This is a genomic window from Halovulum sp. GXIMD14794, assembly GCF_054457455.1.
Map to the genome: position 1 here is coordinate 157,175 of NZ_JBTLNF010000005.1, position 26,993 is coordinate 184,167.

Genomic DNA, 26,993 nt, shown 5'->3' on the forward strand with positions numbered 1-26,993 from the left:
TGAACCGGCGTCGGCTGCATGCCGTAATCCCAGCACGGAGGATATGTTCATGCTCGACCGACGCCAATTTGCTCTGACCGCGCTCGCCGCGGCCATCCCCCTGCGCCTGTACGCAGGGGCCCCCGGTTTCGCCTTTCCCAGCATCGACGGTGGCGAGATCGACCTCGCCGACTGGCGCGGCAAGCCGGTGCTCGTGGTAAACACCGCTTCTCGCTGCGCCTACACGCCGCAATACGACGCTCTTCAAGCACTCCATGAGCGCTACGAGGGCCGCGCGCTTGTTCTGGCGGTGCCAAGCCAGGACTTCGGCGGTCAGGAGTTTGCGAGCGAGGTCGAGGTGAAGGCGTTCTGCGAGGTGAACTTCGACCTGACCCTGCCGATGACCGAGATCACGACGGTGCGCGGCGGCGGGGCGCACCCGTTCTACGCCTGGGCGGCGGCACAGGGTGTCCAACCGCGCTGGAACTTCCACAAGATCTTGCTGGATGGCGACGGGCGGATTGCCGGGGACTTCGCGAGCGGCGTACGCCCCGACGATCCCGCTTTGATATCGGCAATCGACCGGCTTCTCTGAGGCGTTAAAACCGAAAGGGCGGACCCCGTGGCCCGCCCCCGTCTTATCCCCGCGCCTTCCGGCAGCGGTCAGAGCAATACTTGACGTTTTCCCAGTCGCGCGCCCATTTCCGGCGCCAGGTGAAGGGCCGCCCACAGGCGGCGCAGGTCTTCACCGGCAGGTCGTTCGGGTTGCGAACCGGGGCAGCCAACCGATCAGTCGCCCTTTTCGGTCAGGACCTGGTCCTTGGCGCGGCCCAGAAGCTCGGCCATTTTGGCCCGCACTTCCTCGTCGGTCGCCATGTCGCCGAGGTCGTCGGAAACCTTCCGCACGACATCCTCGTGACCGGCTTCCTTGAAATCGGCCTTGATCACTTCGCGGGCGTAGGCATCAGCCTCGTCACCGCGCTTGCCCAGCAGTTCCGCCGCCCAGAGACCCAGCAGCTTGTTCCGCCGTGCTTCCGCCTTGAACTGCATCTCGGCGTCGTGGGCGTATTTCTTCTCGAACGCCTGTTCCCGATCGTCGAACGTGGTCATATCGCACTCTCTCCTGTGGCCATTCCGGCCGTGTTGGCCCGTGTTGTCCCATATAGCCACATGCACCCCCCGATGCACCAGTGCTCTGCGCCCCATCTTGCCGCAGGGCCGCCGAAAATCACGGACGCGAGTCCACTTGCCCCCGATGCGCCCCTGCCCTATAGCTGCGGCCAATTCCACGCATCGGAGCAGACCCATGGCACGCCGCCGCATGATCTATGAAGGCAAGGCCAAGATCCTTTATGAAGGGCCTGAGCCTGACACGCTCATCCAATACTTCAAGGATGACGCGACCGCCTTCAACGCCGAGAAACATGCGGTGATCGAGGGTAAGGGCGTGCTGAACAACCGGCTCTCCGAGTTCTTCATGTCGGGGCTAACGCAGATCGGGGTTCCGAACCACTTCATCCGCCGGCTCAACATGCGCGAGCAACTGGTGCGGATGGTCGAGATCATTCCGCTGGAAGTCGTGGTGCGCAACACCGCCGCCGGCAGCATGGCCAAGCGGTTGGGCATCGAAGAGGGCACGCCCCTGCCCCGTCCGATCATCGAGTTCTACCTCAAGGACGACAAGCTGGGTGACCCGCTGGTCACCGAAGAGCACATCATAGCCTTCAACTGGGCCAGCCAGCAGGACATCGACGACATGATCGCGCTGGCCCTCCGGGTGAACGACTACATGTCGGGCCTGATGTATGGCGTTGGCATCAAGCTGATCGATTTCAAGATCGAGATCGGCCGGATCTTCGAGGGCGATTTCCAACGGTTGATCGTGGCCGATGAAATCAGTCCCGACAGCTGCCGGCTGTGGGATGTGGAAAGCGGTCAAAAGCTGGACAAGGACGTCTTCCGGCAGGATCTGGGTGACCTGTCTGACGCCTATACCGAGGTTGCGCGGCGACTGGGCGTCCTGCCCCGCAACGGCGCAACCACCAAGGGCCCCAAACTGGTGCAGTGAGGACGATGCAGGCAAGGATCTACGTGACCCTGAAACAGGGTGTGCTCGACCCCCAGGGAGAGGCCGTGCGCCACGCCCTCGGGTCTCTGGGTTTCGACGGTGTCGGCGGTATCCGTCAGGGCAAGCTGCTGGACATCGAGCTGGACGCAACCTCGCGCGAGGAAGCCGAGGTCAAGCTGGCCGAGATGTGCGAGAAGCTGCTGGCCAACACCGTGATCGAAGACTATCGCGTGGAGCTTCTGTAACATGCGCGCGGCGGTGATGGTCGAGTACAATGCGGACCTGGAACTCCAGACGCTGCCCGATCCCGCCGTACCCGAGGACGGGGTCGTCCTCAGAACGCTGGCCTGTGGCATCTGCCGCTCGGATTGGCATGGCTGGGTGGGCGAGCATCCCCGTGTGAAGCCACCGCAGATCCCCGGCCATGAGTATTGCGGCGAAGTCGTCGCTGCCGGTCCTCGCGCAACCCACAAAGTCGGCGACCGGCTTATTGCCCCGTTCATTCTGTCCTGTGGCACCTGCCCCGCCTGCCGCGCGGGGGAGCAAAACACCTGTGCCGACCAGCGCCTGCCGGGCTTCATTGAACCGGGCGCATTCGCCGACATGATCGCCGTCCCGCGCGACCACAACCTTTCGCTTCTGCCCGAGGACATGTCGCCGGTGATGGCGGCGGGGCTCGGATGCCGCGTCACTACCGCTTGGCACGCATTGACCGGACGCGCGAACCTGCACCCCGGCGAATGGCTGGCCGTTCACGGCACTGGCGGTATTGGCCTGTCCGCGATGCTTTTGGGCAAGGCGCTCGGGGCACGCGTGGTCGTTGTCGATATCGTCGACGAAAAGCTGAACCACGCCAAGCAATTGGGCGCCGATGCTGCGGTCAACGCCAAGACCGAAAACACCGCCGAGGCGATCCGTGAGATCACGGGCGGTGGCGCTCATGTCTCCATCGAGGCGCTGGGCCACCCGGCCGTTGCAAACGCCTCGCTGGAATGCCTGCGTCCGTTGGGCCGTCATGTGCAGGTCGGCATGCCCGTCGGCCACACCGCGCACATGGAGATCAACATGAGCGCCGTCTACATGGGCAACCTCGCACTTTATGGTTCGCGCGGTATGCCGACGCGGGCTTATCCGCCACTTTTCAACCTGATCCGCTCAGGCGCTGTGGACCTGTCGCCGCTGATCGGCCGCGAGGTGGCGCTGTCCGACGCCTCGGCCGAGCTGCGCGCGTTCAACGGGCCGACCGCTCCGGGCGTCGCCGTCATCACGAGGTTTGACGCATGAAAACCGCCGTCATCGTCTTTCCGGGCTCGAACTGCGATCGCGACATGGCCGTCGCGCTGGAGCAGGCCACCGGCCGCAAGCCCCAGATGGTGTGGCACAAGGACGCCGCCCTGCCCGAGGGGCTGGACCTGGTGGCGATCCCCGGCGGCTTCTCGTTCGGGGATTACCTGCGCTGCGGTGCAATCGCCGCGCAGGCGCCGGTGATGCGCTCGGTCGTCGAGTTCGCCAACAAGGGCGGGCACGTGCTGGGCGTCTGCAACGGTTTCCAGGTGCTGATCGAGGCCGGGCTGCTGCCGGGCGCGCTGATGCGCAACGCCGGACTGACCTTCGTATGCCGCGACGTGGCGCTCGAGGTCGCGACATCCGACAGCGTCTTCACCAGTGAGTACACCAAGGGCCAGACCCTAACCGTGCCGGTGGCACATCACGACGGAAACTACCTGGCCGACGCCACCCTGCTTGAGCGGCTGCGCGGCGATGATCGGATTGCGTTCACCTATCGCGGGAACCCTAACGGTTCGACCGCGGACATCGCCGGCGTATTATCCGAGAACCGCCGTGTGCTGGGCATGATGCCCCACCCCGAGCGCGCCGTGGACCCGGCGATCGGCGGGACCGATGGGGCGGCGCTGTTCAAGGGGTTGGCGGGCATGGCGTCCATCGGCGCCTGACCGCGCGTCGACTTGGGTGCTCTTGCCGCCCCTCCCGCTTCGGCCTAGCTTTCGACCATGAACGAGACGGCGCAAGACAGCGCGCGGCCCGAGCCGACGCGCATCCAGATGCTGCGCACCAGCATGTCGCCCCGGATGCGGGCGGCGGCGGGGTTGCTGCTCGTCGCTGCCATCGCGTTTCTGCTGGCCTCAAACAGCTGGCTGACGGCGCGGTTCTCGGAGACGCTGCGCACTGAAAGCCAGCTGCGCGCGGCGCTCTATTCCGGGAACATGGTGACGCTGCTGCGGCAACAGTCGCTGGTGCCGCAGCTACTGGCCCGAGACCCGGTGCTGATCACCGCCCTGCAGTCAAAGGATTTCACCAACACCTCGCAGCGGTTGATCGAGGTTGCCGAGGACATCAACGTCCAGCGGATCATGCTTCTGGATCAGCAGGGCCGGATCGTCGCCAGTTCTGACCGGCGCGAACTAGGCACGACGCTGCTTGAACAGCCCTATTTCAGCAGTGCGCTTCGGGATCCGGCGACGATCTTTACCGTGACCGGCGAGGAGAACGGCGGCGACATCCGCTTCCACTATGCGCGGAAGGTGACCGACGGACCGAACGCCATCGGGGTGGTCGTGGTCGAGGTCGACATGCGCATCGTCGAGCTCAGCTGGCGCAATCGCAACGACCTTGTCGCGGTGACCGACGCCTCGGACCGGATCGTGCTGGCCTCACGTCCGGAATGGCGCAACAACACGCTGACGAACGTGCTTGCATCGGAACCGCCACCGTCGACGGTAAGACAGGCCTTCGGCGTAGCCCCGCGCGATACGGCGGAAGAGACGCCTTATGTCTTCATGGACGGCGAGCGGTTGCTGAGGACCGAAATCAAGACCGGTTTCCGTGGCTGGCGGTTGACGTTTTTTGCCACGCTCGAGGACGTGCGGACGCAGGTAAACGCGATCCTCGCGCTCGAAGGCCTTGGTCTGGCGCTGCTGATGGCCGGGCTGATGTTCCTGGCGAATAAGCGCTTGCGGCGTCAATCTCGGCTGATTGCCGAGGAGTCGGACCAGCTCCGCCTACTCAACGCTCGCCTCAGCGCCGAAATAGAGGAGCGTCAGAAGGTCGAACGAAATCTCGAAGTCGCCGAGCAAAGCCTTGAACAAGCGTCGAAACTTGCGGCCATCGGGCAGATGTCTGCGGCCGTCAGCCACGAACTGAACCAGCCCCTGGCCGCAATGCGGACCTACCTCGCGGGTGCCCGCCTGCTTCTCCAACGGGGCCGCGTCGACGAATCTCTGACATCGTTCCATCGGATCGACGACCTGCTCGAACGCATGGGCACGATCACCAAGCAGATGAAGAGTTACGCGCGAAAGGGCACCGACACGCTGGTCGAGGTGGACTTGCGCGATGCGGTAGACGGCAGCCTGTCGATGATGGCGCCGCAACTGGGCGAAACCCGGGTCGAGATCCGCAAGACAATGCCGAACGTGCCGGTCAAGGTTCTGGCCGACCCGGTGCGTCTGGACCAGATCATCGTAAACCTGCTGCGCAACGCCGTCGAGGCCGTGGCGGACGAGGACGATCCGATGATCGATATTCTCGTCGTGCAGGGCCGACAGGTTTCGCTTTCGGTGCGTGACAACGGACACGGGATCAAGGATCCCGACGCCCTTTTCGAGCCGTTCTATACTACCAAGAAACCCGGAGAGGGCGTCGGCCTCGGCCTCGCCATCTCGGCCGGGATTGCCAAGGAGCTTGGCGGCCGACTGCTGGCCCGCAACGCGGAGCCGCACGGCGCCATCTTCGAATTGCGGTTGCCGCGGGCGGAAAGCCGTGCCGCGCAAGCTGCGGAGTGAGTGAAGCATGAACACCAAGACACCCGTTGCGATCATCGACGACGAAGCCGATATGCGCGGCTCCATCGCGCAATGGCTGAACCTGTCCGGCTATGACCCGGTCAGCTTCGAATCCGGCGAGAACGCCCTGCGGGAAATCCGCGCCGATTTCGCCGGAGTCGTGATCTCGGACATTCGGATGCCAGGCATGGACGGCATGACCCTGCTACGCCGTCTGCAGAGCGTCGATCCGGGCTTACCGGTGATCCTGATCACCGGCCACGGTGACGTCAGCCTGGCGGTCGAGGCCATGCGACTGGGCGCCTATGACTTCATCGAGAAACCTTTCGACCCCGAGCGCCTGGCCGAAATGGTTCGCCGCGCGTCGGTTACCCGCCGGCTGACGCTCGACAACCGCAACCTGCGACGCGAGATGACCGACGGCTCTATGCTGCTGCGCCGGCTGGTCGGCTCGTCCCAGGTGATCGAGAAGCTGCGCGAGACGATCCTGGACCTGGCGCAGGCCGACGGTCATGTGCTGATCACGGGCGAAAGCGGCACCGGAAAGTCGCTGATCGCGCATGCTCTGCACGCCTGCGGGCCGCGCAAGGGCAAGCCTTACATCTACGTGAACTGCGCGGCGCATTCGCCCGAAGACCTTGAGAAACTTCTGTTCGGCCCTGCGGAGGAGCCGGAAGATCGCCCGGCAATAGAAGCCTCGGACGGCGGAACCCTGTGCCTGGAACATGTCGAGAGCCTGCCTGAGGCGCTGCAGGCCCGACTTGTGTCCGAACTGCGCCGGGGCGAAACCGCGGACGTCGAACAGGCGCCGCGCAACCTGCATATCATCTCGATTTCCAGCCAGATCAGCACGACGGATACGCTGCCCGAAGGGATGCGCGACGAGCTGTTTTACAGACTGGCCGCGTTGCACCTGTCGACCCCGCCACTACGTGATCGCGGGGAGGATATCTTGTTGCTTTTCAATCGATTCTGCGCCCGTTTTGCAGAAGACTATGGATGTGAGCCGCCCGAGGTCTCGGCCGAGGACGCTGCCCGGCTCATCCAGGCGCAATGGCCCGGTAACATCCGGCAACTGATGAATGTCGCCGAGCGCGCGGTGCTTCAGAAACGGCGCGGCGAGGATGGGATCGCGAACCTGTTGGACGAGGGCACGGCGATGCCCGCCGCACCCAGCATCATGGTCGAGAAGCCCTTGCGTGAACATGTCGAGGCCTTCGAGAAAATGCTGATCGACAACGCGCTGCGGCGGAATCGGGGGGCCGTGTCCGCCGTGATGGAGGAGTTGGCCCTGCCCCGTCGGACGCTCAATGAGAAGATGGCGAAGTACGGGCTGGTGCGGGCGGAGTACCTTTGATCCCGCCCGCGGTTCCCGGTGACGACGTTGGAGCCTCCAGCGGGGATATTTGGAGAACGTAGAAGGCGGGGCGTCAGGCCTGGCCTTCCAGCGCCGTGGCGAGGTCGCCGTAGCCGGTGAAGCGGTACCGGTATTCGAGGCCGAGCCGCTGCGCAGCGTCTTGCGCCAAGGTTTCAAGCGCCGGATCGCGGGTCTGTGCGAGGTAGACGAGGCGCTCGTAGTTTCCGAACAGCATGTCTCGGAGTTCCGGATGCCGGTCGAGGCCCATCGGGCGCCAGACGAAGGCGTCGAACTGGCGTACCAGAAAATCGGTCAGATAGAAGCTGGTGACCTCCTCCTCGGCGCAGGTGGCGAAGGCCTCGTTGCCATCGAAAAAGCTGTAGCAATGTGGCCCTGCGATCATCTCGACACCCAGGTCGGCGCAGCGTGCCTGGAGCAGCCCGCCTGTGCCGCAATCGGCGTATACCACGAAGATGCGCTCGTAGCCCCGTGCAGCGTTGACCGCGGCCTCGACGGCATCCGGTATCGCCTGCGGTGTCAGGTGCAGTTTGGCTGGCAGGCATTGCAGGTCCATATGCGCCCAGTCGTTGATCTGCCGAAGGGCGAGGATTTCGCGCGCCAAAGCCCCGCAGGCGAGCAGCAGGATGCGACCCTCACCCTCGGGAGGCAGCCCGCGCTCCGCGAGACTATGGTCATCCGGTGCCGGTTTCGCGCCGTTCATGGCTTTCCCTTTACCATCAGGCCGGATGCGGTAGACATGAGGACATATTCCGGCGCTGAGGACAGAAATGAAGCTGAAGAAACGCCTGCGCAAGTTCGTCAAATACGGCCCTTGGGGCTACCGCTTCTGGCGTGAATTGATGCGCGCGCCCTATGAAAAGGCGTTTCCGACGCCGGCCGTCGCCGACGACCTGCTGGCCGAGTTCCCCGAGGCGGCCGAACTGCGCGCCAATTTCGATGCCTTCAGGGCCGAGGCTCTGGCGGTCGCCACCGGGCGCGATCTGCCCGCGAACCACGAGATCATGCCCGAGCAGAGAACCTTCTACGACCACGACCAGATCCCGTGGAAGATGGTTGCGCTTCGGGCCTACAGCTACGACTACGAGGCGAACCTCAAGCAGATGCCGTTGATGGCGGACTTCCTGCGGCGCAATCCGCATGTGGTCTCGGCGACGGTGTCTGTGTTTCCGGGTGGCAAACACCTGCGCCCGCACCGGGGCCCGTGGAAAGGCGTCTGGCGCTATCACCTGGCCTACCTGGTCGAGGAACTGGGCGAGGGAAAGACCTCGGGCGAGTTGGTGATCGACGGCAAGACCCACTACCTGCACACGGGCGACGATCTGCTGTGGGACGACACCTACATGCACGCGGCGATCAACCGGGCGGAGACGCCGCGCATCGTCCTGCTGCTGGACGTGTTGCGCCCGCATCCGTGGTGGCTGGGCTGGATGTCGAAATCCGTGCTGGGTGTAGCCAAGACCGCGCAGGGCGTGCGCGGCATGGGCGAGCGGGCCGCAGTCGTGCGCTGAACGCGCGATCAGCCCGACACCACGGGCTGGTTGTGCTTTCGGGCCATGAACTCCTTGGCGGTTTCCACAGCAACGGCTGCATCGCGGCAGTAGGCGTCGGCGCCGATCGCGCGACCGAACTCCTCGTTTAGTGGCGCGCCGCCGACCAGCACGATGTAGTCGTCGCGAAGCCCCTTCTCGACCATCGTGTCGATGACGACCTTCATGTATGGCATGGTCGTGGTCAGCAGCGCCGACATTCCCAGAATATCCGGCTGCTCTTTCTCCAGTGCTTCCAGGTAAGCCTCGACGGCGTTGTTGATCCCTAGGTCCACCACCTCGAAGCCCGCGCCCTCCATCATCATCGAGACCAGATTCTTGCCGATGTCGTGGATATCGCCCTTCACCGTGCCGATCACCATGCGTCCGAGCCGCGGCGCGCCGGTCTCGGCCAGGAGCGGTTTCAGGATCGCCATGCCGCCCTTCATGGCGTTGGCGGCCAGAAGCACCTCGGGGACGAAGAGGATGCCGTCGCGGAAATCGATGCCGACGATGCGCATGCCTTCCACCAGCGCCTTGGTCAGGATGTCATAGGGCATCCAGCCGCGGTCCAGCAATATATGCACGGCCTCTTCGATCTCGTCCTTCAGACCATCGTAGAGGTCATCGTGCATCTGCTGCACAAGCTCTTCGTCGTCGAGCTCGCTGAGGACGATGTCGTCTTCTTCGTCGGACATGGCCCACGCCTCCGCATTCGGTTTCCCTGAATACTTGCGTCGCACGAATTTCGCCAAGCCGGAGAGTAATTTGCGACGCGGAACTGCTCGCTGGCGACCTGTGCTCTATGGGCATCTCACGCTGGCGCATATGTTCCCGTTATGTTCTTATCGGGGAATGTCCGAACACGAATCAGAACGGGTGCTACCTGGCGCCGCGCGCGGCCGTGGCGCCATATCCAATGCGGCGGGCAGGTTCGAGCCCCACCGCCGCCTGCACGCCGATGACGGCTGGGAGCGCGAGCCCGAGGCGCTGGTTCGCACCCAGGTGCAGGAGGATCGCAGCAAATCCATCCTCGCCCGGAACACGTCACCCGACATTCCCTTCGACCGGTCGATCAACCCTTACCGTGGTTGCGAGCATGGCTGCATCTATTGCTTCGCGCGGCCGACACACGCTTACCTCGGCCTGTCGCCCGGGCTGGATTTCGAGACGCGGCTGTTTTCCAAGCCCCATGCTCCAGAGCTTCTGCGTGCCACACTCTCGAAGAGAAGCTACCGGCCTGATGTGATCGCAATGGGGACGAACACCGATCCCTATCAGCCCGTGGAGCAGCGGTTGGGAATCATGCGCGGCGTGCTGGAGGTGCTGCAGGAGTTCCGGCACCCCGTGGCCATCGTAACCAAGGGTGCGCTGATCCGTCGGGACCTCGGTCTGCTGGCGGAGATGGCCGCGGAAAGCCTGGTGCATGTCGGGATCTCACTGACGACGCTGGATCCCGGCCTGAGCCGGAAGATGGAGCCGCGCGCTGCCGCGCCTGCGCACAGGTTGCGCACCATCGAGTTGCTGGCGAAGGCCGGTATTCCGGTACGGGCGATGATCGCGCCCGTCGTGCCGGGCCTGACCGATCACGAGCTGGAGGCACTGATGAAAGCGGGGGCCGATGCAGGCGCCAAGGCAGCCAGCTACATCGTGCTTCGGCTTCCGCTCGAGGTCTCGCCGCTGTTTCGGGAATGGCTGGACGAGGTCTATCCGGATCGCGCTCGCCGGGTCATGGGCCGGGTGCAGGAGTTGCACGGTGGGCGGGACTACGATCCCAAATGGGGCAAGCGCATGCGCGGCGAGGGGCTCTGGGCCGAGCTGCTGGCAAAGCGCTACGAGGTTGCCATGGCGCGCAACGGCCTGTCACGCCAGCTTCCAGCACTGCGCCGCGATCTGTTCCGCGTCCCGCCGAAACCCGGAGACCAGCTGTCGCTCTTCTAGCCGCGCCGACGACGCCGAGGGCGGCCAACGGGTGCGTCACCGGTCCCGTCACTTTCCGACGAGAAGGCGCCGAGCCGGGCCGCGATCTCGGCGAGCGACGGAATCGCCTGCGTTCCGTCGAGTGTCTCAAGGCGGGCGCGCATCGCCCGCAAATGCTCGGGACCGGTGCCGCAACAGCCGCCGATGATCCGGGCGCCGCACGCGCGGGCCAGCTCGGCATAGTCCGCCATCAACTCGGGCGTCCCGTCATAATGCACGTGACCGTCGACGAAATGCGGGATGCCCGCGTTGCCCTTGGAAATCAGCGGCAGCGGCGCGCCAGCCTCGGTCATGCCCCTGATGGTGCGCAGCAGGTCCGAAGCCCCCACCCCGCAGTTCGCGCCGAACGCCAGCGGCGCAGGGGCAAGATCCGCGACCAGCGCCACCATATCGGCCGACGTCACGCCCATCATCGTCCGCCCGGCCGTATCGAAGCTCATCGTACAGCACCAGGGTGCACCGACTCGGCCGATCGCGGCTGCAGCCGCGCGCAGTTCCTCGGGGGCCGAGATCGTCTCGACCCACAACACATCCGCGCCACCGTCGACCAATCCGCGCGCCTGGGCCTCGAACATGGCGGCAGCCTCTTCCGGGGGCAGGCTGCCGACGGGTTCCAGGATCTCGCCGGTCGGCCCCATCGAGCCCGCAACGACCACCGGGCGGTTGGCCGCATCGGCGACCTCGCGCGCCAGAAGCGCGGCAGTGCGGTTCAACTCGTGTACGCGATCCTCGGCATGGTGCAATTTCAGCCGGGCGGAAGTGCCGCCAAAACTGTTGGTCAGGAACAGATCGCTGCCCGCATCCACCGCCCCTTGGTAGAGCGCGCGGATTTTTTCTGGTGCGTCTGTGTTCCAGAGCTCCGGCGCTTCGCCCGCCTCGAGACCCATGTTAAAGAGCGTGGTTCCCGTCGCGCCATCCGCCAACAGCCAGTCGCGCTCGGCCAGCAGCGCATCGAGCGCCGCTTTCACGCAGCTTCCCTCACCTGTCGGGCGATGGCCTCGACCCGCCCGATCATGGCGCGCAGGCCGTTGGAGCGCTGCGCGGACAGATGCTGCTGTAGACCGAGGTCGCCCAACCGCGCCTGAGCGTCGATCCCGGCGATCTCGGCGGCGGTCTTGCCATTGTAGAGTGCGCGCAGAATCGCGATCAGGCCACGTACGATCAGCGCGTCACTGTCGCCATCGAAACTTATCCGAGCGCCCTGCCCCTCGCCATCGACGTGCGGCACCAGCCACACTTGGCTGGCGCAACCCTCGACCTTGGTGGCAGGAAGCTTCTGCGTCTCGTCTAGGGGCGGCATTTCCTTCCCGAGCTCGATAACATAGCGATAGCGATCCTCCCACTCGTCGAGGAAGGCGAAGTTGTCGGCGATCTCGTCGAAACTGGCGGACATGGGTCGGCTCCGTTCTGCTGGTCTTTTAGGTAAGCCTATCCGCCGCGCGCGTCCAGTCGCGGCTTTTCATCGGCGCGCGGCTTCTGTATCGACGGTCATGGAGTTGGTATTCCGGAGGAAACGGATGCGGCGCGCTGCGGTTCTGGCGATCTTTGCGATGACGGCCTGTTCCCAGGGGGAACCGCCGGCGGGCACGACAACCTATGTCGCGCAGGGCGCGGTCATCGGCGGACGTTCAGTCCAGGAGATATCAGCCCCTGTTGGTGCCAACGGGTCGGTTCTGATGGACGGTCTCGCCTCGGTGATACCGGAGCCTGCGCTGCGCGGCCTTCTTATCCGGGCGACCTCGATCGCGCCGACGCAGGGTTACTATGGGTCCATCCTGCTGCCCGCCTACGGGGGCGCACCCGACAGCAACGGTATCGTTACCTTCGCGTTCCGCGCCTTCCCGCCAGAGGTTCCCCAGCCGGTCGGTGCGCCGCGAAGCCGACAACTAACGGCGGCGGTTTTCATCCAGGACAGCGAACTCGCCAACGTGCGGGGCTTCCGGGTGCTGTCGCGAACGAACACTGTCAGCCTAGCACGCTAAGTCAGACGGCCCGAATGACCGGGCTGAAGCCAACTAAGGGTTGAATGCACCTTGAGATTGGTTAATTTGAGGTTGCGGCACGCTTTTCCCAAAGCATAGAAAATACTCCATAAGCCGCGTGTTTTAGCTGGTTCAGGCGTCCCCTAGCATTTGAAACGCGCTGGCGGATTGTGAACAGGTCTCGGCCAGCGTTCTCCCCGATTGGAGCGGCCATGGTTCTCAACATCTACGATAGCGCAAATGGGCAAACGTCCATCGGCGATCCCGATCTCGAGCTGGACATCGAGATTGATGGCACCGTACTCGGCAACTACGACGCCGAGGTCCTGAGTGCGCTTCTCACAGACTACGACTTCACCGTCTTGTCAGGCGGCGAGTTCGGCTCCCTATTCGAGAATCCGGTTACCGGAGAATGGAGCTTTATCGCGAACGGCACTGCTAGCATCGGTGATACCGTCGAAATCGAAGTTTCAGCCGGGCTTCTGGAAGTCGACTTGGGCGGAAATGAAGTCGTCGTCGAAACCGATACCGACACGATCACGCTGACCTTCACCTGCTTCGCAAAGGGCACGCGTATCCGGACTTCGGAAGGTCCGAGACTGATTGAGGAACTCTCCGAAGGCGATCTGGTTCAGACACGCGATGCCGGCTTGCAGCCCCTGCGCTGGATCGGATCTCGTCACCTGGCGATGCCAGGCGCTTTCGCACCCATCGTGTTCAGCCCCGGTGCGATTGGAAATGATCGGGAACTGCGCGTATCGCCCTGCCACCGGATGCTGCTTACCGGTTGGCGCGCACAAGTGATGTTCGGTGAACCCGAGGTGTTGGTGGCCGCGCGCGACCTGGTGAACGGCGATAAGATCCGGCCGGATCGCACCTGTGAGGTCACCTACTATCATATCCTGTTCGACACTCATCAGATCGTCGAATCGGAGGGTGTCCCGAGCGAAAGCTACCATCCGGGAGAAACCGGCTTGGCCGACCTCGACCAGGATACGCGGGCCGAGGTTCTGCAGCTCTTCCCCGAGCTTGCCGACAACCCTGCAACCTACGGCCATGCCTGCCGTCCGACTCTGACAGCGCATCAGGCCAAAGCACTGGTCGCCTGACCTGCCGGCGCCAAGACCCCCGGCGCCGGTTGCGGCCGGCGTCACCGTTTCCAACCCCTGGAGGCAGGTGACGCCGACCGCGCTCTCCCGAACTCAGAGTTCCACCACCCGAACCTGATCGCCATCGGCTGCGAGGGCAATTTGACCGTCTCGCAGTCGCAGCGCATCCGCGCCGAACACCTCGCGCCGCCAGCCAGCAAGTACATGGGACTCCTCGCCGCTGGCGATGTCGTCGAGATCGGAGCTGGTGGCGATCAGCTTCTGCGCTACACCCGAGGATTCAGCTCGCGCCTTCAGTAGGACGCGCAACAGGTCAGAGAGCGCTTCTTGCCCCGGCTTGCGGACCTTTGGCTGCGGCAGGTCCGGCAATTGCTCTTTCGGCAAGGCTAGCGCGGCATTGACGGCTGCGAGGATCGCGTCAGCCAGATCGCCGCGTCGCGCTTCTCGCTGCAACAGCCGGGATTTGGCCAGGTCGTCCGCTTTCGTTGGGCGCGTGGCCGCAAGCTCGAGGATCACGTCATCCTTGAACACACGGTTTCTTGGAACGTCCCGTTGCTGCGCGATTTTTTCCCGCAGTTCCGCGAGAGCTTGTACGACGGCGACGAAACGCGGCGAGTTCGAGCGGGTCTTGACGCGCTTCCACGCGTCCTCGGGCCGCTGGGTATAGGTCTCGGGGCTGGTCAGCGCAGCCAGTTCCTCTTCGAGCCACGCAGCACGTCCATTCTCAGCCAATTGCTGGGCGAGCGTCCGGTAGATCTGGCGCAGGTGCGTTACGTCGGCCAGCGCATAGGCCTTCTGCTTCTCGCTGAGTGGCCGACGGCTCCAGTCCGTGAAGCGCGATGACTTGTCGAGCCCGGTCTGGCAGATCTTGCGCACCAGCGTCTCGTAGCCGACCTGTTCGCCGTAACCGCAGACCATTGCAGCGACCTGTGTGTCGAAAAGCGGCGCTGGCAAACGCCCTGCCGCGTTGAAGAATATCTCGAGGTCCTGCCGCGCGGCGTGGAACACCTTGACGATCGAGGGATCGTCGAACACCGCGTACATCGGCGACAGATCGATGCCGTCGGCGAGGGTGTCGACCAATACGGCGTCATCCTCGGCATCGCCGGGAATGGCGAGCTGCACGAGACAAAGCTGCGCGTAATACGTGCGCTCCCGCAGAAATTCGGTATCGACGGTGATGAATGGCTGGCCGCTGGCCCGCGCGCAGAACGCCGCGAGCGCGTCCGTCGTGGTAATGGTTTTCATGGAACCGCGTTATATCGCTGCCGTTTCCGGTTGACCATTACCTATTGCACTGCCGCGAGCATCAAGCCGCAGCGATATAGTCACCCGGTTTCCGGCACCGCCCGGACCCGGGCCCAATTCAAGATCGGCGTTCAGCGTGTTGGCAAGCCACCAAAGGTGCGCTGCGGCAAGTCCCGCCTCGGGGCCGATGAATTCGTTGGCGCATGGCGCCGTTCCGCCGTTCTCGAGCAGAGACAGGCGCAACGCGTCCGGGCCCGAGAACACGCGCAGCGCGAATCCCTGATCGGCACGACCGACCAACCGCTCGGCGCCGAGGTCGATCAGTCCCTCGATCAGGGCTGTGAACCAGTGGATGGAAATCCGCGCGTTGGGCGCTTCCACCATGCAACCGATTGGGTGGTCGCGCTTGAGGCTGCGCGCCGTGCAGACTTGGGCGGCCAATTCCGAGAGATCCGGCGGGTGGACGTGGCGCTCGCCCGACAGCAGCGCCTCCTCCGAACGGCGAAGCGCCGATTCGATACGGTCGGCCTGTGCCGAGAATACCGCGAGCGCCGCCTCGCAGGGCCTTCGGACATGATCGGGTGCGCGTTTGAGATCGTCCAGCATCAGCCGCGGCAGGTTCCGAAGCACGCGCACCGCAGACGCGATCTCGGCCGAAGGATCCGGGGTCCGAGGTGCCGGACCATCCCCTGGCCTTAAGATCGTCGTCTGTTGCGGTTCAAAAGCGCAGCGGGCTTGGGTCATGGCGAGCAGATCTCCAGTCGCCCCTGTTGTTCTGTACCCAAGTTAAGAATGCGTAACCGCGGTGCTGTGAAAGGGGGGCAAAGCCGCTTTCACCCGAATGGCCTTCCCTGCGTCCCCCTTTGAACGATCTATTGCAGCGAAGCACGGGAAACGAGCAGGCATGGCTTTCGACAGTACACTCAGTCCAACCCCACTGACGGGATCGATGCCCTCGATCCGGGAACGTCTGGCTGCCCACTGGGCCCGGCTAGGCGCGCGTTCTCGCTGGTTCCGCTTTCTGTCTGCGGTTCAGGATCGCGGGATCCTCGCGGTGGCGTCGCGGGTCAGACCCGATGCGGTCATAGGACTCGACGAATACGGAGAGTTGCGCGGGAGCCTGGAGATTTATCTCGACGGTGACCGTGCCGAGATCGCGCTGTCGGTTGAAGACGCCTACCAGGGGCGCGGATTGGGACGGGCACTTTTCAACGCAGGGCTGAGGCGAGCGCGCGCGCTCGGCGCACAGACCGCGGATCTGACATTCTCGAGCGGGAACCAGAGAATCGCTGCACTGGTCAGAAGTGCGGGCGGGAGGATCCGCTACAGGGGCACCGAGGCAATCGCTGAAATACCTTTGCAAGATTATATATTTAGCAACAAAAATCCGAGCTCTAACAAGATTGCTTCGAAGTAGTTACTGACGAAATCCAACTGCGTTAGATCCGCGGTCGGCGCAACAATTCGCCACGAGGAATCTACAGCGTCCGCACCCCTCAGGCGGGTATTGCGATGGCGCCGCCCGGGTCGGTATGGAGGCCACACAACCATACCCGGAGGAATCCCGAATGTTGCGTTTCCTGTCCCGGCCGGCCACCCGCATGATGGAGCGGTGGCTGCCGGATGCCTTCATTTTCGTCTTGATCCTGACCCTCGTCGCCGCGATTTCGGCGATCGCGTTCGAGGGCGCCTCTCCCGTCGAGGTCCTGCGCATGTGGGGCGACGGTTTCTGGGCGCTTCTGACCTTCGCGATGCAGATGCTTCTGGTCCTTGTGACCGGCTATATCCTGGCATCCTCGCCGCCGGTCCGGGCGCTCCTGTCGAAGGTCGCGGGCCTTGCCGGATCGGCGGGATCGGCGATCCTTCTGGTGTCGGTCGTCTCGCTGGCGGCATCGTGGATCAACTGGGGCTTCGGCCTTGTCGTCGGCGCGATCTTCGCGCGCGAGCTGGCGCGCAAGGTCAAGGTCGACTACCGACTTCTGGTTGCCGCAGCCTACAGCGGCTTCATCATCTGGCACGGCGGCATCTCAGGCTCGATCCCGCTGGCGATCTCGACACCTGAGCACTTCGCCGAGGCGCAGATCGGCCTGATCCCCACCTCCGAGACGATCTTCTCGAGCTGGAACCTGATTATCGTCGCGACGCTGTTCGTCCTGGTGCCGCTGGTGAACCGGATGATGCTCCCCCAGGAGAACGAGTTCGTTCTGGTGGATCCCGCACAGCTGAAGGACCGCGAGCCCGTCCAGCCACTGGGCTCGGGTGCGACACCTGCCGAGCGAATGGAGAACAGCCGTATCCTGATGTGGGCCATCGGCATTCCGGGTCTGCTGTGGCTGGCGCAGCACTTCCTTGCAGGCGGCGGGATCAACCTGAACGTCATCAACTTCCTGTTCCTGTTCCTCGGCATCACCCTGCACGGCACCGCGCGCAGCCTTCTGGGCGCGCTCGACGACGGCGTGAAAGGCGGGGCGGGGATCGTGATCCAGTTCCCGTTCTACGCGGGCATCATGGCGATCATGACCGGCTCGGGCCTCGCGGCCAGCCTTTCGGGCTGGTTCGCGGCGATCTCGACCGCCGACACCCTGCCGTTCTGGAGCTTCATCGCCGCGGGGATCGTGAACATCTTCGTCCCCTCCGGGGGCGGTCAGTGGGCGGTGCAGGCGCCGGTCATGTTGCCAGCAGCCGAGGCGCTTGGCGCCGACGTTGCCCGCGTCGCGATGGGCGTGGCCTGGGGCGATGCCTGGACGAACATGCTGCAGCCGTTCTGGGCGCTGCCGATGCTGGGCATCGCCGGGCTCAAGGCGCGCGACATCATGGGCTTCTGCGTGGTGCAGTTGCTAGTCGTCGGCGTCGTCGTGGGCGGCTACCTGCTGGTTCTCTGACACCTCTTGCCGGGTACCGCAAAACAGCGGTACCCGGCCCGGATGGCGCGTCTCACGGGTGCGCCGTCCCCTCCACCGCGTGAATGCCGACTGCAACCTTCGGGAACGGACCCTGAGGAATCTCGGGCGGCGCGAAACTCTCGGCCGAGGCCCGCGCCCAGCGTTGGTGCCACTCCTCCAGATCCTCGGCATGGTCCCCGGTCAGCAGGAAACCTTTGGGCAGGTATGGGAATGCCTGGTTGCCGTCCATGAACTCGTTGTCCTTTGTGCGGAACATGAAGTGATAGGGCAGGAAATTACCCGGATCCGAAAGGCCAGCCGCCCCAGCGATCTCTCCCAGAGCCTTTAGTGTGTTGCGGTGGAAACGCGCGACGCGGGTGCTCTTGTCTCCAACGTCCAGCGCCCGCTGTCGCCGCGCGTCTTGTGTCGCAACGCCGACCGGGCATTTGTTTGTGTGGCAAGACTGCGCCTGAATACAGCCGAGCGCGAACATGAAGCCGCGCGCCGAGTTGCACCAGTCCGCCCCAAGCGCCAAAGCGCGGGCGATGTCGAAGGCAGTGATGATCTTGCCCGCCGCGCCGATCCGGATTTGATCCCTCAGCCCTGCCCCGCGCAGCGTGTTGTGCACGAAGGCCAGCCCCTCGAGCATCGGCATACCGACACGGTTCGCGAACTCGAGCGGCGCCGAGCCGGTGCCTCCCTCTTTCCCGTCAACGACGATGAAGTCCGGAGCAATCCCGGTCTCCAGCATCGCCTTGACGAGGCACATGAACTCCCGCCGGTGGCCGATGCAGAGCTTGAAGCCGACAGGCTTGCCGCCGGACAGTTCGCGCAACTGGCCGATGAACCGCATCATTTCGACCGGGGTCGAGAACGCGCCGTGCGCCGCCGGAGAAATGCAGTCCTGGCCCATCGGAATTCCGCGCGCCTCGGCGATCTCGGGGCTGATCTTCGAGGCAGGAAGCATACCGCCGTGACCAGGCTTCGCGCCTTGGCTGAGCTTCACCTCGATCATCTTGACCTGCGGGTTACTGGCCTGATCCGAGAACTTCCGCGGATCGAAACGCCCTGCCGCATCCCGGCAGCCGAAATAGCCCGAGGCGATCTGGTAGATCAGGTCCCCGCCGCCCTCGCGGTGGTAGCGGCTGATCCCGCCCTCGCCGGAGTCGTGGGCAAATCCACCCATCCGCGCGCCATTGTTCAGCGCCGAGATCGCGTTGCCGGAGAGCGCGCCGAAACTCATCGCCGAGATGTTGTAGATCGAGGCGCTGTAGGGTTGCGCACACTCCGGTCCGCCGATGTTCACGCGGAAATCCGTGTCTTCGATCGTCACCGGCATCACGGAGTGGGTGAGCCAGGCGTAGCCGGAATCGTAGACCCTTTCGGACGTGCCGAACGGATGCTTGTCCTCGACGCCCTTGGCACGCTTGTAGACCAGGCTGCGCTTTTCTCGCGCGAAGGGCGCCTCGTCACGGTCGCTCTCGATCAGGTACTGGCGGATCTCGGGCCGGATGCTTTCGAAAAGGAACCGCAGATGCCCGACAACCGGGTAGTTTCGCAGGATCGAGTGTTTCTCCTGAATCAGGTCGCTGATCCCGAGCGCAGTGAGCCCCCCGAACACCGCGAAAAACAAGAAGAACCAACTGTCGACCGCAAGTCCCATCACCAGAAACAGCGCGGCAAGCACCGCGACAATGGCGAGGCCGGAGTATCGGACTAGCGAGTGGATCTGGGTCATACGGTAAGCCTCGTTTCGTTCGGTCCGCAGGGGCGTTTGTGACCAGTCATAACGGAAATCTGCGGTGCTTTCATCGCCGTGCTCACCGTCACTGAACTCGGTGAAAGAGAAATCCTACTCCCAGGCTTCAACCAAGCAAGCGCCTTCATCTTGGAGATGATTGCGACGGAGAGCGACCGCAACAACAGGCCAATGACGAGAACCCGCACCGGAATTGGGTCGACAGGCCTGAAAGCAAGCGATTCAATCTAGCGGCACTCAAGAACCGGATCGACATGACTTAAACGTCATAGCCCGACAGCACCAAGGGTATTCACGTTCAGGTACCCTCCACCACCGCACCCCGGCTCTCGGCGACAACTATCGAGGCAAGCAACCAATCCACGGATGCTTGAGCGACAGGGTCTATCGCCGTCCGGAGCAAGAACCTCCGACCGGCGAGACCAATTCGTGTCAGCCGATACGGTAGTTGGGGCTTTCGCGCGTGATTTGCACGTCGTGGACGTGGCTTTCCTTGAGCCCGGCGCCGGTAATCCGGACGAAGTTGCAGTTACGGCGCATCTCGTCGACGGTGGCGCAGCCGGTGTAGCCCATGGCGGCGCGCAGGCCGCCGATCAGTTGATGAACGACTGCGTTCGCGGTGCCTTTGTAGGGGACCTGGCCCTCGATGCCCTCGGGAACCAGCTTGTCGGCCGAGGCCTCTTTCTGGAAATAGCGGTCCGCCGAGCCGCGCGCCATGGCGCCGACCGAGCCCATGCCGCGATAGGCCTTGAAGCTGCGGCCCTGGTACAGGATCACTTCGCCCGGGGCCTCGTCGGTGCCGGCGAGGATCGAGCCCACCATGGCGCAACTTGCACCTGCGGCGATCGACTTGGCGAAATCGCCCGAAAACTTGATACCACCGTCAGCGATAACCGGCGTGCTGCTGGCTGATGCGGCCTCGGCGCAGTCCATGATAGCGGTCAACTGGGGAACGCCTACACCGGCGACGATGCGCGTGGTGCAGATTGAGCCCGGGCCGATGCCGACCTTCACTGCGTCCGCGCCAGCGTCGATAAGCGCGCGGGTGGCTTCGGACGTCGCGACGTTGCCGGCAATCACCTGCACGTCATTCGAGAGCTTCTTGATCCGGGTCACCGCCTCGCCGACGCTGGCCGAGTGGCCGTGCGCGGTGTCGATCACGATCACATCCACGCCCGCATCGATCAGCGCCTGCGAACGGTCGAACCCGTTGTCTCCTACGGTCGAGGCAGCGGCGACACGCAATCGGCCCAGCGGGTCCTTGCAGGCCTGCGGGTTCAGCACCGCCTGTTCGATATCCTTGATGGTCAGCAGCCCCGTCAGCCGGTCCTGGTCATCGACGACCAGAAGCTTCTCGATCCGGCGGGCGTGCATCAGGCTTTTCGCCTCGGAGAGATCGAACGGCTCGCGCAGCATGGCGAGGCCTTCCGAGGTCATCATGGCGTGCACCGGGGTCGCCTCGTCCTCGACGAAGCGCATGTCGCGGTTGGTCAGGATGCCGACAACGCGGCGGTCGCGCACAACGGGAAACCCGGTGATGCGATACCGCTCCTGCAGGGCCTTGGCGTCACCTAGCGTCTGGTCGGGATCGAGCGTGATCGGGTTGTAGACAACGCCGCTTTCGAACCGCTTGACACGGCGGACCTGCGCGGCCTGTTCCTCGACATCGAGATTGCGGTGCAGCACGCCGAGACCGCCCGACTGCGCCATGGCGATGGCCATGCGGGCCTCGGTCACGGTGTCCATGGCGGAACTGACCAGCGGAATGTTCAGATTTACGGCACGCGTCAGACGCGTGCGGGTGTCAGCTGTCGCGGGAAGAACGCTCGACGCGGCGGGCACCAGAAGTACATCGTCGAACGTCAGGGCCTCACGAATCTCCATAGCGCACTCCTCGGGGACATCGGTGTTGGCGCTTTCCTATTTCACGCCGCCGGGGAAAAGGAAAGCCCCCCGCGGAGGACGGTGCTGCCGCCATACCGATCAGGCCGGCGGCAGTATTTGGTCCGAGCGATTTGCGCCCAGAACGGCTCTGCCGTTGGGCTCAATCCTGCGGTACGCGACCCAGCGGCGCGGTCGGTTTAGTTTTACTCGCCGGCAGGCGCGGTCGAGGCGATCGCTCCTAGCGCGCCAAGAGAGCTCCGCCAATCACGCCACGCAGGTCAACCCCGCCGGGTTCAGCAAGGTGACGGTTGCCGGGATCGAAACCGTATGGATCAGCGTCAGCCGCCAGCGCTGGTGATGGGCGCAAGCCCCAGAGCATCGAGCGAATAGCTGTATCAGATCAATGAAAGATACACCTTTCTCGCAATGACAGTCCGTTCGCGGCCGGGCATTCCGCCCGGTCTTTGACCTTGACCCAGGACAAGGCGCGATGCTGCCACTTCCCGGAAACTGCATGCCATTCGGCGAGCATATGCGGTGCGGCTGGGCAGAACTTCAGTGGCTATGCGCTCACCCAAATGAGAAGGAAGGGGAACCGGCATGAAGTTTCTGACCGTGATATTGGCGGCGGCTCTGACCGCCGGGTTTGTATTCAACAGTGGCGCGCAAGCTCAGAGCCTTGGCGAGACCGAGTACATGAACAGCTGCGCCTATTGCCACGGCATCGATGGGACCGGAGACGGGCCGCTCGCGGGCTATCTTAACACCGCGCTGCCGGACCTGACGCAATTGCAGACGCAGAACGGTGGCGTCTTTCCCGTGACCCGGCTCTACGAGAGCATCGACGGGACGGCCGAGTTGGGCGCACACGGCACCCGCGAGATGCCGGCTTGGGGCTTGCGCTATATGACCCGGGGTGCCGAGGGGGCCAATCCGGACACGATGGCCGAAGAAGCCGAGGTATTTGCCCGCGCCCGGATCCTGGCATTGATCGAGTATATCGCGTCACTCCAGACGGAATGATCCGGACCGAGCCGATGGCATAGCCGCCTACTCCGCCTGTTCGTCCTTCCGGCCCCGGAAGCCGGTCGCAAGCACGAACTTTTCTGAGCTGTCAGAGCGGCTTGCGGGCGGCTTTATGTGCTTCACGCTGGTGTAGTCGCGCTTGAGCTGCGCCTGCAGGTCGTTCTCGGCACCACCGGCGAGGACCTTCGCGACAAAAGTTCCACCGGGAACCAGGATGTCATGAGCAAGCTGTGCGGCGGCCTCGCAGAGCGCGATGATGCGCAAGTGGTCTGTCTGCTTGTGCCCCGAACTGGCGGCGGCCATGTCGGACATCACCACATCGGCTGGCCCGCCAAGCCATTCCTTGATCTTGTCGTCAGCCCCGTCCTCGAGGAAGTCGAGCACGTGGAACTCGGCCCCTTCCAGCGGCTCGACCTCCTGAATGTCGATGCCGAGGACCCGGCCCACGGCCTTGCCCTTCTTCTCGCCGAGCGCGTTGACGCGGTGCGCCGCGACCTGCGCCCATCCACCGGGGGCGCACCCGAGGTCCACGACACGAGCGCCGGGCACGAGGAACCGGGCCTTGTCGTCGATCTCGAGGATCTTGTAGGCCGCCCTACCCCGGTAGCCTTCGCGCTTGGCGCGCTGGACATAGGGGTCGTTCAGCTGCCGCTCCAGCCAGCGGACCGAGCTGATCCGCCGCCCGCGTGCGGTCTTGACCCGTACCTTCAGGTCGCGCTGACCACGCCCCGAGCCGCGCCGTTCGCCACCTCCGCCTTTGGCTCCACCCTTGGAGCCACCGCCACTCTTGGCCATCGTCTATTCCTCTCGTGTGCGCAGCGCACCGCGCCGGCTCATCATCGACAAGAGCATGCCCTCCCGCAGGCCCCGGTCCGCAACGCCCAGCCGGTCGGTCGGCCAGATCCGCAACAGGGTCTGCAGGATCGCCGCGCCCGAGACGATCAGCTCTGCCCGGTCCTTGCCGATCGACGGATCATTGCGCCGCCCGTCCGGCCCCAATGACATCAGCCGCGCGATCACATTCTCGATCTGCCGCTCGGTCAGGGTCAGCCCGTCCACCTTGCGCCTGTCGTAGCGGCGCAGGCCCAGGTGGGCCGAGGCGACGGTCGTCACAGTGCCGGAGGTACCGATCATCTGGAAGCCGTTCACGCCCTCCAGAACATCCAGGTCCACATAGGGCGCGAACTTGGAAAGATGCTCCTCGAAATACCAGCTCATCAGCGCGAAGCGTGCGCTTTCGTCATCCACATCGTCGAACCGTTCGTGCAGCGTCGCCACACCCAGCGGGACCGAGATGAAATCCACGATCCGCGCCTGGCCCGGCTTGTGCGTATTGCTGGCCCGGTTGCGGATGTCCAGCTTCATAACCGCATCCACCCGCTCTGACGGGTCGACATCGGTCAGGTCGATCCAAACCAGTTCCGTCGAGCCGCCGCCAATGTCGAAGACCATCACGTGTTCGGATTCCGGTGCGACCAGCGGCGCGCAGGAAATCACGGCAAGGCGTGCCTCTTCCTCGGGGCGGATCAGCTCCAGTTGCAGGCCGGTGCGTTTCTTGACTTGCGCAAGGAAGCTCTTGCCGTTGAGTGCCCGGCGACAAGCCTCGGTCGCGACAAGACGGGAGTTCTGCACTTCGAGCTTGCGCAATTTGCTGGCGCACACCTGAAGCGCACGGATGGTCCGTTCGATGGAGGGTCTGGACAGATGGCCGGTGCGTTCCAGATCGGCCCCCAGACGCACGGATTTCGCGAACGCATCGACGATACGAAACTGTGCGCCGTTCGGAGCGGCGATCAACATGCGGCACGAATTCGTGCCCAGGTCCAGCGCGGCATAAAGCTCGCCGGACGCCTGCGCAGGCGGGCGCGGCCCGCCGGTGCGGGCCTGCTTTGGTTTTTCCTGCGCAGGAACGTGCGTTCTCTGCGCCATTATGTAGCCAATCGGTAGATTGCGGCCCAGGTGCCACAACCATTTGCGATCACGCTACATCAGGCATGCAGGATCGCGCAAGCGTTCCCCCGGGTGCAGCGCCGAAATCAGGCGGCGCCGGTACCCGCGGCCCAGCCGAGCGGCTTGGGCTCGCACCCCAGCGCACGGCAGACGTCGTAGGTCAGGTTCGGCTTGTTCAGCGTGTAGAAATGCAGGTGATCCACACCTTCGCCGATCAGCAGATCACACTGCTCGGTCGCGATAGAGGCGGCCAGCAACAAGGCGTCCTCTTCGGTCGCTGCGTTGCCGAAGGCGGTCTCCATCCAGTCGGGAACGTTCGTGCCGCAGGCACGGGCGAAGCGGGCCATGCGGGTGAAATTCTCGATCGGCAGTATTCCGGGGATCACCGGCGCGTCGATACCGGCGGCGGCGACCCGGTCGCGGAAGCGGCGGAAGTGGTCGATCTCGAAGAAGAACTGGGTGATCGCCCGGTCGGCGCCCGCGTCCAGCTTGCGCTTCAGGTTCTCGACATCCGACTCGGGGCTGGCGGCCTCGGGGTGGGTTTCCGGATAGGCGGCCACCGTGATGTCGAAATTGCGCTCGGCCAGCGCCTCGACCAGTTCGGCGGCGGAGCGGAAGCCGTCGGGGTGCGGCTCGAACTTGTCGGCGCCCTTGGGCGGATCGCCCCGCAGGGCCACGATCCGGTTCACGCCGTTGGCGCGATAGGTCTCGGCCACCTCGAGGGTTTCCTCGCGGCTGGCGCCGACGCAGGTCAGGTGTCCGGCCACGGCGAGGTGGGCGCGGTCCTGAATCGTGCGTATCGCGGCATGGGTGCGTTGGCGCGTTGTGCCCCCTGCCCCGTATGTCACCGAGACAAAGCTCGGGTCCAGCGGCGCTAGCCGTTCCACCGAGCGCCACAACTGCAGCGTGGCCTCGGTCGTGGCGGGCGGGAAAAACTCGAAGGAAAGCGTCACGGGCTGCTTGCCCGCGGTCGTCGAAGTATCGGTCATGAGCGTCGGTCCTACCGTCAAAGCTTGTCGCTGCCGCACAATATGCGCCATCCGCGCGGGATTTTGAACTGGTTATTACCGCGCAGGGCTGACAAAGGGCGAATATTCCACATATCTGTGGTGAAACGGGAAAACGACCACCCACGAAGGAGGAGCCATGCCCGACGTGACCATCGTCTATTGGCGAGACATTCCCGCCCAGGTGATCGTGGGTCGAGGCCGGAAGGCCGTGAAACGGCCCCTGCCCGAGCGTTTCGAGCAGGCCATCGACCGTGCTGCAATGAAATCCGGCGCACGCGATACCGACGCATACCTGGCCGAATGGCGCCGCGCGGAGCCTTTTTCTGTCGAAGGTGACGCGGAAGATGTCGCTTCTGCAGAAGCGGCGCGCCTCGATGCCGCGTACGAAACGGAGAAGTTGCGGGCGCTGGTCGAAAACGGCGGACGCGAATCCTGAGCGACGGCTTGAAAGAAGGGATACGGCACATGGCGACAATCCTGCCCTTTGGACGCAAGGCGGCTCGCGCCGCCCAGCCGGCCAGCGCGAGCGGCGAACTGGCCGATTTCGTCCAGGGCTATTCGATCGAGGTGATGCCGCGCACCGCCGCCAAGGTCGAGGATTTCCGCGCCATCCTGCCCGAGGGTACCCGCGTCTATGTTGCCCATATCGCAGGAACGCCGATCGAGGACATGATCGCAACCGCCGCCCGGCTGGTTGACGAGGGTTTCACGGTAATGCCCCACCTGCCCGCCCGGATCATCCCGGACCGCGCCACGCTTGATGACTGGGCAGCGCGCTATGCCGATGTCGGCGTCTCGCAGGCGCTGATGATCGCCGGCGGCGTGTCCGAGCCGGTGGGCGACTTCCACAGCTCGATGCAGGTTATGGAAAGCGGCGTTCTGGACAAGCGCGGCTTCGCCCGACTGCACGTTGCGGGCCACCCAGAGGGCAACCGCGACATCGATCCCAAGGGCGGTGAGCAGGTGGTGATGGAGGCGCTGCGCTGGAAGTCGGACTTCGCCGAGCGCACCGACGCCGACATGGCCATCGCCACGCAGTTCTGCTTCGAGGCCGAGCCGGTGATCGCCTGGGCCGACCGCCTGCGTGAAGCGGGTGTCGACCTGCCGATCCACATCGGCGTCGCGGGTCCGGCCAAGCTCCAGACGCTCATCAAGTTTGCCATGACCTGTGGGGTCGGCCCCTCGATCCGGGTGCTCCAGCGCCGCGCGGCGGACATCACCAAGCTGATGCTGCCCTTTACGCCTGACCAGATCTTGCAGGACCTTGCCGCGCACAAGGCCGCGCATCCCGAGTTCCAGGTCGAGGCGGTGCATGTCTTCCCGCTGGGGGGCATTCCCGGCGCCGCCGAGTTCATGAACGCCGCCGGCCGTCCCGCCGGTTCCACCGCCGCCGCCCGCGCCTGAGGCCC

General features: G+C 64.3%; 29 protein-coding genes. 16 read left to right on the forward strand and 13 right to left on the reverse strand.

The features are described 5' to 3' along the window. The first annotated feature begins 49 nt into the window (after window positions 1-49). Window positions 50-574, forward strand: coding sequence for a glutathione peroxidase (locus ACW9UR_RS12500; RefSeq protein WP_458917322.1), 525 nt, complete (start codon window positions 50-52; stop codon window positions 572-574). Between the two features lie 43 nt (window positions 575-617). On the opposite strand, the gene ACW9UR_RS12505 is transcribed toward ACW9UR_RS12500, so the two are convergent. After that, window positions 618-764: a DUF2256 domain-containing protein gene (locus tag ACW9UR_RS12505; protein WP_458917323.1), complete on the reverse strand. Its 147-nt coding sequence runs from the start codon at window positions 762-764 to the stop codon at window positions 618-620. Between the two features lie 4 nt (window positions 765-768). Next, window positions 769-1,089: a DUF1476 domain-containing protein gene (locus tag ACW9UR_RS12510; RefSeq protein ID WP_458917324.1), complete on the reverse strand. Its 321-nt coding sequence runs from the start codon at window positions 1,087-1,089 to the stop codon at window positions 769-771. 196 nt (window positions 1,090-1,285) lie between these two features. Here ACW9UR_RS12510 and purC point away from each other — a divergent pair, with 196 nt between their 5' ends. From purC to ACW9UR_RS12540, 6 genes are read left to right on the forward strand one after another with little or no spacing between them, the layout of a single operon-like run. Further along, window positions 1,286-2,047, forward strand: a complete 762-nt coding sequence (gene purC / locus ACW9UR_RS12515; protein WP_458917325.1) for a phosphoribosylaminoimidazolesuccinocarboxamide synthase — start codon at window positions 1,286-1,288, stop codon at window positions 2,045-2,047. 5 nt (window positions 2,048-2,052) lie between these two features. Then, entirely contained in the window at window positions 2,053-2,292 is a 240-nt protein-coding gene (gene purS, locus ACW9UR_RS12520) for a phosphoribosylformylglycinamidine synthase subunit PurS (RefSeq protein WP_458917326.1), read from the forward strand. 1 nt (window position 2,293) lies between these two features. After that, a complete protein-coding gene (locus tag ACW9UR_RS12525) occupies window positions 2,294-3,331 on the forward strand; it encodes a zinc-dependent alcohol dehydrogenase family protein (protein WP_458917327.1) in 1,038 nt (345 codons plus the stop codon). Then, window positions 3,328-4,002 (forward strand): phosphoribosylformylglycinamidine synthase subunit PurQ, encoded by a 675-nt coding sequence (gene purQ, locus ACW9UR_RS12530; RefSeq protein ID WP_458917328.1) that lies wholly within the window; start codon window positions 3,328-3,330, stop codon window positions 4,000-4,002. The genes ACW9UR_RS12525 and purQ overlap by 4 nt, the downstream gene beginning before the upstream one ends. A 57-nt stretch (window positions 4,003-4,059) precedes the next feature. Further along, a complete protein-coding gene (locus ACW9UR_RS12535; RefSeq protein ID WP_458917329.1) occupies window positions 4,060-5,850 on the forward strand; it encodes a sensor histidine kinase in 1,791 nt (596 codons plus the stop codon). Between the two features lie 7 nt (window positions 5,851-5,857). Beyond that, window positions 5,858-7,207: a sigma-54-dependent transcriptional regulator gene (locus tag ACW9UR_RS12540; protein WP_458917330.1), complete on the forward strand. Its 1,350-nt coding sequence runs from the start codon at window positions 5,858-5,860 to the stop codon at window positions 7,205-7,207. Between the two features lie 73 nt (window positions 7,208-7,280). On the opposite strand, the gene ACW9UR_RS12545 is transcribed toward ACW9UR_RS12540, so the two are convergent. Further along, window positions 7,281-7,928: a DUF1638 domain-containing protein gene (locus ACW9UR_RS12545; RefSeq protein WP_458917331.1), complete on the reverse strand. Its 648-nt coding sequence runs from the start codon at window positions 7,926-7,928 to the stop codon at window positions 7,281-7,283. Window positions 7,929-7,995: 67 nt separating this feature from the next. Here ACW9UR_RS12545 and ACW9UR_RS12550 point away from each other — a divergent pair, with 67 nt between their 5' ends. Continuing rightward, window positions 7,996-8,736, forward strand: coding sequence for an aspartyl/asparaginyl beta-hydroxylase domain-containing protein (locus tag ACW9UR_RS12550; RefSeq protein ID WP_458917332.1), 741 nt, complete (start codon window positions 7,996-7,998; stop codon window positions 8,734-8,736). 8 nt (window positions 8,737-8,744) lie between these two features. Here the strand turns inward: ACW9UR_RS12550 and ACW9UR_RS12555 are convergent, their stop codons facing one another. Further along, window positions 8,745-9,452 (reverse strand): corrinoid protein, encoded by a 708-nt coding sequence (locus ACW9UR_RS12555; RefSeq protein ID WP_458917333.1) that lies wholly within the window; start codon window positions 9,450-9,452, stop codon window positions 8,745-8,747. 157 nt (window positions 9,453-9,609) lie between these two features. On the opposite strand from ACW9UR_RS12555, the gene ACW9UR_RS12560 reads away from it, so the two are divergent. Next, entirely contained in the window at window positions 9,610-10,695 is a 1,086-nt protein-coding gene (locus tag ACW9UR_RS12560; RefSeq protein ID WP_458917334.1) for a PA0069 family radical SAM protein, read from the forward strand. Here the strand turns inward: ACW9UR_RS12560 and bmt are convergent. Together bmt and ACW9UR_RS12570 are read right to left on the reverse strand one after the other, a co-directional pair. Further along, on the reverse strand, window positions 10,692-11,702 hold the full coding sequence (bmt, locus tag ACW9UR_RS12565; RefSeq protein ID WP_458917335.1) for a betaine--homocysteine S-methyltransferase: 1,011 nt from the start codon (window positions 11,700-11,702) through the stop codon (window positions 10,692-10,694). The genes ACW9UR_RS12560 and bmt overlap by 4 nt on opposite strands. Beyond that, window positions 11,699-12,127 carry a SufE family protein gene (locus ACW9UR_RS12570; protein WP_458917336.1) on the reverse strand — a complete coding sequence of 143 codons (429 nt, stop codon included), beginning with the start codon at window positions 12,125-12,127 and terminating at the stop codon, window positions 11,699-11,701. Before ACW9UR_RS12570 ends, bmt begins: the two co-directional genes overlap by 4 nt. A gap of 124 nt (window positions 12,128-12,251) precedes the next feature. Here ACW9UR_RS12570 and ACW9UR_RS12575 point away from each other — a divergent pair, with 124 nt between their 5' ends. Continuing rightward, window positions 12,252-12,716 (forward strand): hypothetical protein, encoded by a 465-nt coding sequence (locus ACW9UR_RS12575; RefSeq protein WP_458917337.1) that lies wholly within the window; start codon window positions 12,252-12,254, stop codon window positions 12,714-12,716. A 212-nt stretch (window positions 12,717-12,928) separates the two neighbouring features. Then, window positions 12,929-13,825 carry a Hint domain-containing protein gene (locus ACW9UR_RS12580; protein WP_458917338.1) on the forward strand — a complete coding sequence of 299 codons (897 nt, stop codon included), beginning with the start codon at window positions 12,929-12,931 and terminating at the stop codon, window positions 13,823-13,825. A 93-nt stretch (window positions 13,826-13,918) separates the two neighbouring features. Here ACW9UR_RS12580 and rnd read toward each other — a convergent pair whose 3' ends face one another. Together rnd and ACW9UR_RS12590 are read right to left on the reverse strand one after the other, a co-directional pair. Beyond that, window positions 13,919-15,073 (reverse strand): ribonuclease D, encoded by a 1,155-nt coding sequence (gene rnd, locus ACW9UR_RS12585; RefSeq protein WP_458917339.1) that lies wholly within the window; start codon window positions 15,071-15,073, stop codon window positions 13,919-13,921. Window positions 15,074-15,082: 9 nt separating this feature from the next. Next, window positions 15,083-15,709, reverse strand: coding sequence for a hypothetical protein (locus ACW9UR_RS12590; protein ID WP_458917340.1), 627 nt, complete (start codon window positions 15,707-15,709; stop codon window positions 15,083-15,085). A gap of 268 nt (window positions 15,710-15,977) precedes the next feature. Here ACW9UR_RS12590 and ACW9UR_RS12595 point away from each other — a divergent pair, with 268 nt between their 5' ends. Beyond that, a complete protein-coding gene (locus tag ACW9UR_RS12595; RefSeq protein ID WP_458917341.1) occupies window positions 15,978-16,490 on the forward strand; it encodes a GNAT family N-acetyltransferase in 513 nt (170 codons plus the stop codon). Between the two features lie 151 nt (window positions 16,491-16,641). After that, a complete protein-coding gene (locus ACW9UR_RS12600; protein WP_458917342.1) occupies window positions 16,642-17,955 on the forward strand; it encodes a short-chain fatty acid transporter in 1,314 nt (437 codons plus the stop codon). Between the two features lie 52 nt (window positions 17,956-18,007). Here ACW9UR_RS12600 and ACW9UR_RS12605 read toward each other — a convergent pair whose 3' ends face one another. Together ACW9UR_RS12605 and guaB are read right to left on the reverse strand one after the other, a co-directional pair. Next, the gene (locus ACW9UR_RS12605) at window positions 18,008-19,693 is read right to left on the reverse strand and encodes an FMN-binding glutamate synthase family protein (RefSeq protein WP_458917343.1); all 1,686 of its coding nucleotides are present in this window, start codon (window positions 19,691-19,693) and stop codon (window positions 18,008-18,010) included. Window positions 19,694-20,146: 453 nt separating this feature from the next. After that, window positions 20,147-21,598 (reverse strand): IMP dehydrogenase, encoded by a 1,452-nt coding sequence (gene guaB / locus ACW9UR_RS12610; protein ID WP_458917344.1) that lies wholly within the window; start codon window positions 21,596-21,598, stop codon window positions 20,147-20,149. A 600-nt stretch (window positions 21,599-22,198) separates the two neighbouring features. Here guaB and ACW9UR_RS12615 point away from each other — a divergent pair. Further along, complete coding sequence (locus tag ACW9UR_RS12615; protein WP_458917345.1) at window positions 22,199-22,621, forward strand: c-type cytochrome; 423 nt, start codon at window positions 22,199-22,201, stop codon at window positions 22,619-22,621. 27 nt (window positions 22,622-22,648) lie between these two features. On the opposite strand, the gene ACW9UR_RS12620 is transcribed toward ACW9UR_RS12615, so the two are convergent. From ACW9UR_RS12620 to metF, 3 genes are all read right to left on the reverse strand, one after another. Beyond that, the gene (locus ACW9UR_RS12620) at window positions 22,649-23,419 is read right to left on the reverse strand and encodes an RlmE family RNA methyltransferase (protein WP_458917346.1); all 771 of its coding nucleotides are present in this window, start codon (window positions 23,417-23,419) and stop codon (window positions 22,649-22,651) included. Between the two features lie 3 nt (window positions 23,420-23,422). Beyond that, window positions 23,423-24,553 (reverse strand): Ppx/GppA phosphatase family protein, encoded by a 1,131-nt coding sequence (locus tag ACW9UR_RS12625; protein WP_458917347.1) that lies wholly within the window; start codon window positions 24,551-24,553, stop codon window positions 23,423-23,425. Window positions 24,554-24,660: 107 nt separating this feature from the next. Further along, window positions 24,661-25,563 carry a methylenetetrahydrofolate reductase [NAD(P)H] gene (metF, locus tag ACW9UR_RS12630; protein WP_458917348.1) on the reverse strand — a complete coding sequence of 301 codons (903 nt, stop codon included), beginning with the start codon at window positions 25,561-25,563 and terminating at the stop codon, window positions 24,661-24,663. A 157-nt stretch (window positions 25,564-25,720) separates the two neighbouring features. On the opposite strand from metF, the gene ACW9UR_RS12635 reads away from it, so the two are divergent. Further along, complete coding sequence (locus tag ACW9UR_RS12635; protein WP_458917349.1) at window positions 25,721-26,020, forward strand: virulence factor; 300 nt, start codon at window positions 25,721-25,723, stop codon at window positions 26,018-26,020. 29 nt (window positions 26,021-26,049) lie between these two features. After that, window positions 26,050-26,988 (forward strand): methylenetetrahydrofolate reductase, encoded by a 939-nt coding sequence (locus tag ACW9UR_RS12640; RefSeq protein WP_458917350.1) that lies wholly within the window; start codon window positions 26,050-26,052, stop codon window positions 26,986-26,988. Window positions 26,989-26,993: the final 5 nt, after the last annotated feature.

What these genes read in the sequence shown, in the direction of transcription:
- ACW9UR_RS12500 (WP_458917322.1), top strand. Translation starts at nt 50, where the DNA reads ATGCTCGACCGACGCCAATTTGCTCTGACCGCGCTCGCCGCGGCCATC.
- ACW9UR_RS12510 (WP_458917324.1), bottom strand. Translation starts at nt 1,089, where the DNA reads ATGACCACGTTCGACGATCGGGAACAGGCGTTCGAGAAGAAATACGCC.
- purC (WP_458917325.1), top strand. Translation starts at nt 1,286, where the DNA reads ATGGCACGCCGCCGCATGATCTATGAAGGCAAGGCCAAGATCCTTTAT.
- purS (WP_458917326.1), top strand. Translation starts at nt 2,053, where the DNA reads ATGCAGGCAAGGATCTACGTGACCCTGAAACAGGGTGTGCTCGACCCC.
- ACW9UR_RS12525 (WP_458917327.1), top strand. Translation starts at nt 2,294, where the DNA reads ATGCGCGCGGCGGTGATGGTCGAGTACAATGCGGACCTGGAACTCCAG.
- purQ (WP_458917328.1), top strand. Translation starts at nt 3,328, where the DNA reads ATGAAAACCGCCGTCATCGTCTTTCCGGGCTCGAACTGCGATCGCGAC.
- ACW9UR_RS12535 (WP_458917329.1), top strand. Translation starts at nt 4,060, where the DNA reads ATGAACGAGACGGCGCAAGACAGCGCGCGGCCCGAGCCGACGCGCATC.
- ACW9UR_RS12540 (WP_458917330.1), top strand. Translation starts at nt 5,858, where the DNA reads ATGAACACCAAGACACCCGTTGCGATCATCGACGACGAAGCCGATATG.
- ACW9UR_RS12545 (WP_458917331.1), bottom strand. Translation starts at nt 7,928, where the DNA reads ATGAACGGCGCGAAACCGGCACCGGATGACCATAGTCTCGCGGAGCGC.
- ACW9UR_RS12550 (WP_458917332.1), top strand. Translation starts at nt 7,996, where the DNA reads ATGAAGCTGAAGAAACGCCTGCGCAAGTTCGTCAAATACGGCCCTTGG.
- ACW9UR_RS12555 (WP_458917333.1), bottom strand. Translation starts at nt 9,452, where the DNA reads ATGTCCGACGAAGAAGACGACATCGTCCTCAGCGAGCTCGACGACGAA.
- ACW9UR_RS12560 (WP_458917334.1), top strand. Translation starts at nt 9,610, where the DNA reads ATGTCCGAACACGAATCAGAACGGGTGCTACCTGGCGCCGCGCGCGGC.
- ACW9UR_RS12570 (WP_458917336.1), bottom strand. Translation starts at nt 12,127, where the DNA reads ATGTCCGCCAGTTTCGACGAGATCGCCGACAACTTCGCCTTCCTCGAC.
- ACW9UR_RS12575 (WP_458917337.1), top strand. Translation starts at nt 12,252, where the DNA reads ATGCGGCGCGCTGCGGTTCTGGCGATCTTTGCGATGACGGCCTGTTCC.
- ACW9UR_RS12580 (WP_458917338.1), top strand. Translation starts at nt 12,929, where the DNA reads ATGGTTCTCAACATCTACGATAGCGCAAATGGGCAAACGTCCATCGGC.
- rnd (WP_458917339.1), bottom strand. Translation starts at nt 15,073, where the DNA reads ATGAAAACCATTACCACGACGGACGCGCTCGCGGCGTTCTGCGCGCGG.
- ACW9UR_RS12595 (WP_458917341.1), top strand. Translation starts at nt 15,978, where the DNA reads ATGGCTTTCGACAGTACACTCAGTCCAACCCCACTGACGGGATCGATG.
- ACW9UR_RS12600 (WP_458917342.1), top strand. Translation starts at nt 16,642, where the DNA reads ATGTTGCGTTTCCTGTCCCGGCCGGCCACCCGCATGATGGAGCGGTGG.
- ACW9UR_RS12605 (WP_458917343.1), bottom strand. Translation starts at nt 19,693, where the DNA reads ATGACCCAGATCCACTCGCTAGTCCGATACTCCGGCCTCGCCATTGTC.
- guaB (WP_458917344.1), bottom strand. Translation starts at nt 21,598, where the DNA reads ATGGAGATTCGTGAGGCCCTGACGTTCGACGATGTACTTCTGGTGCCC.
- ACW9UR_RS12615 (WP_458917345.1), top strand. Translation starts at nt 22,199, where the DNA reads ATGAAGTTTCTGACCGTGATATTGGCGGCGGCTCTGACCGCCGGGTTT.
- ACW9UR_RS12620 (WP_458917346.1), bottom strand. Translation starts at nt 23,419, where the DNA reads ATGGCCAAGAGTGGCGGTGGCTCCAAGGGTGGAGCCAAAGGCGGAGGT.
- ACW9UR_RS12625 (WP_458917347.1), bottom strand. Translation starts at nt 24,553, where the DNA reads ATGGCGCAGAGAACGCACGTTCCTGCGCAGGAAAAACCAAAGCAGGCC.
- metF (WP_458917348.1), bottom strand. Translation starts at nt 25,563, where the DNA reads ATGACCGATACTTCGACGACCGCGGGCAAGCAGCCCGTGACGCTTTCC.
- ACW9UR_RS12635 (WP_458917349.1), top strand. Translation starts at nt 25,721, where the DNA reads ATGCCCGACGTGACCATCGTCTATTGGCGAGACATTCCCGCCCAGGTG.
- ACW9UR_RS12640 (WP_458917350.1), top strand. Translation starts at nt 26,050, where the DNA reads ATGGCGACAATCCTGCCCTTTGGACGCAAGGCGGCTCGCGCCGCCCAG.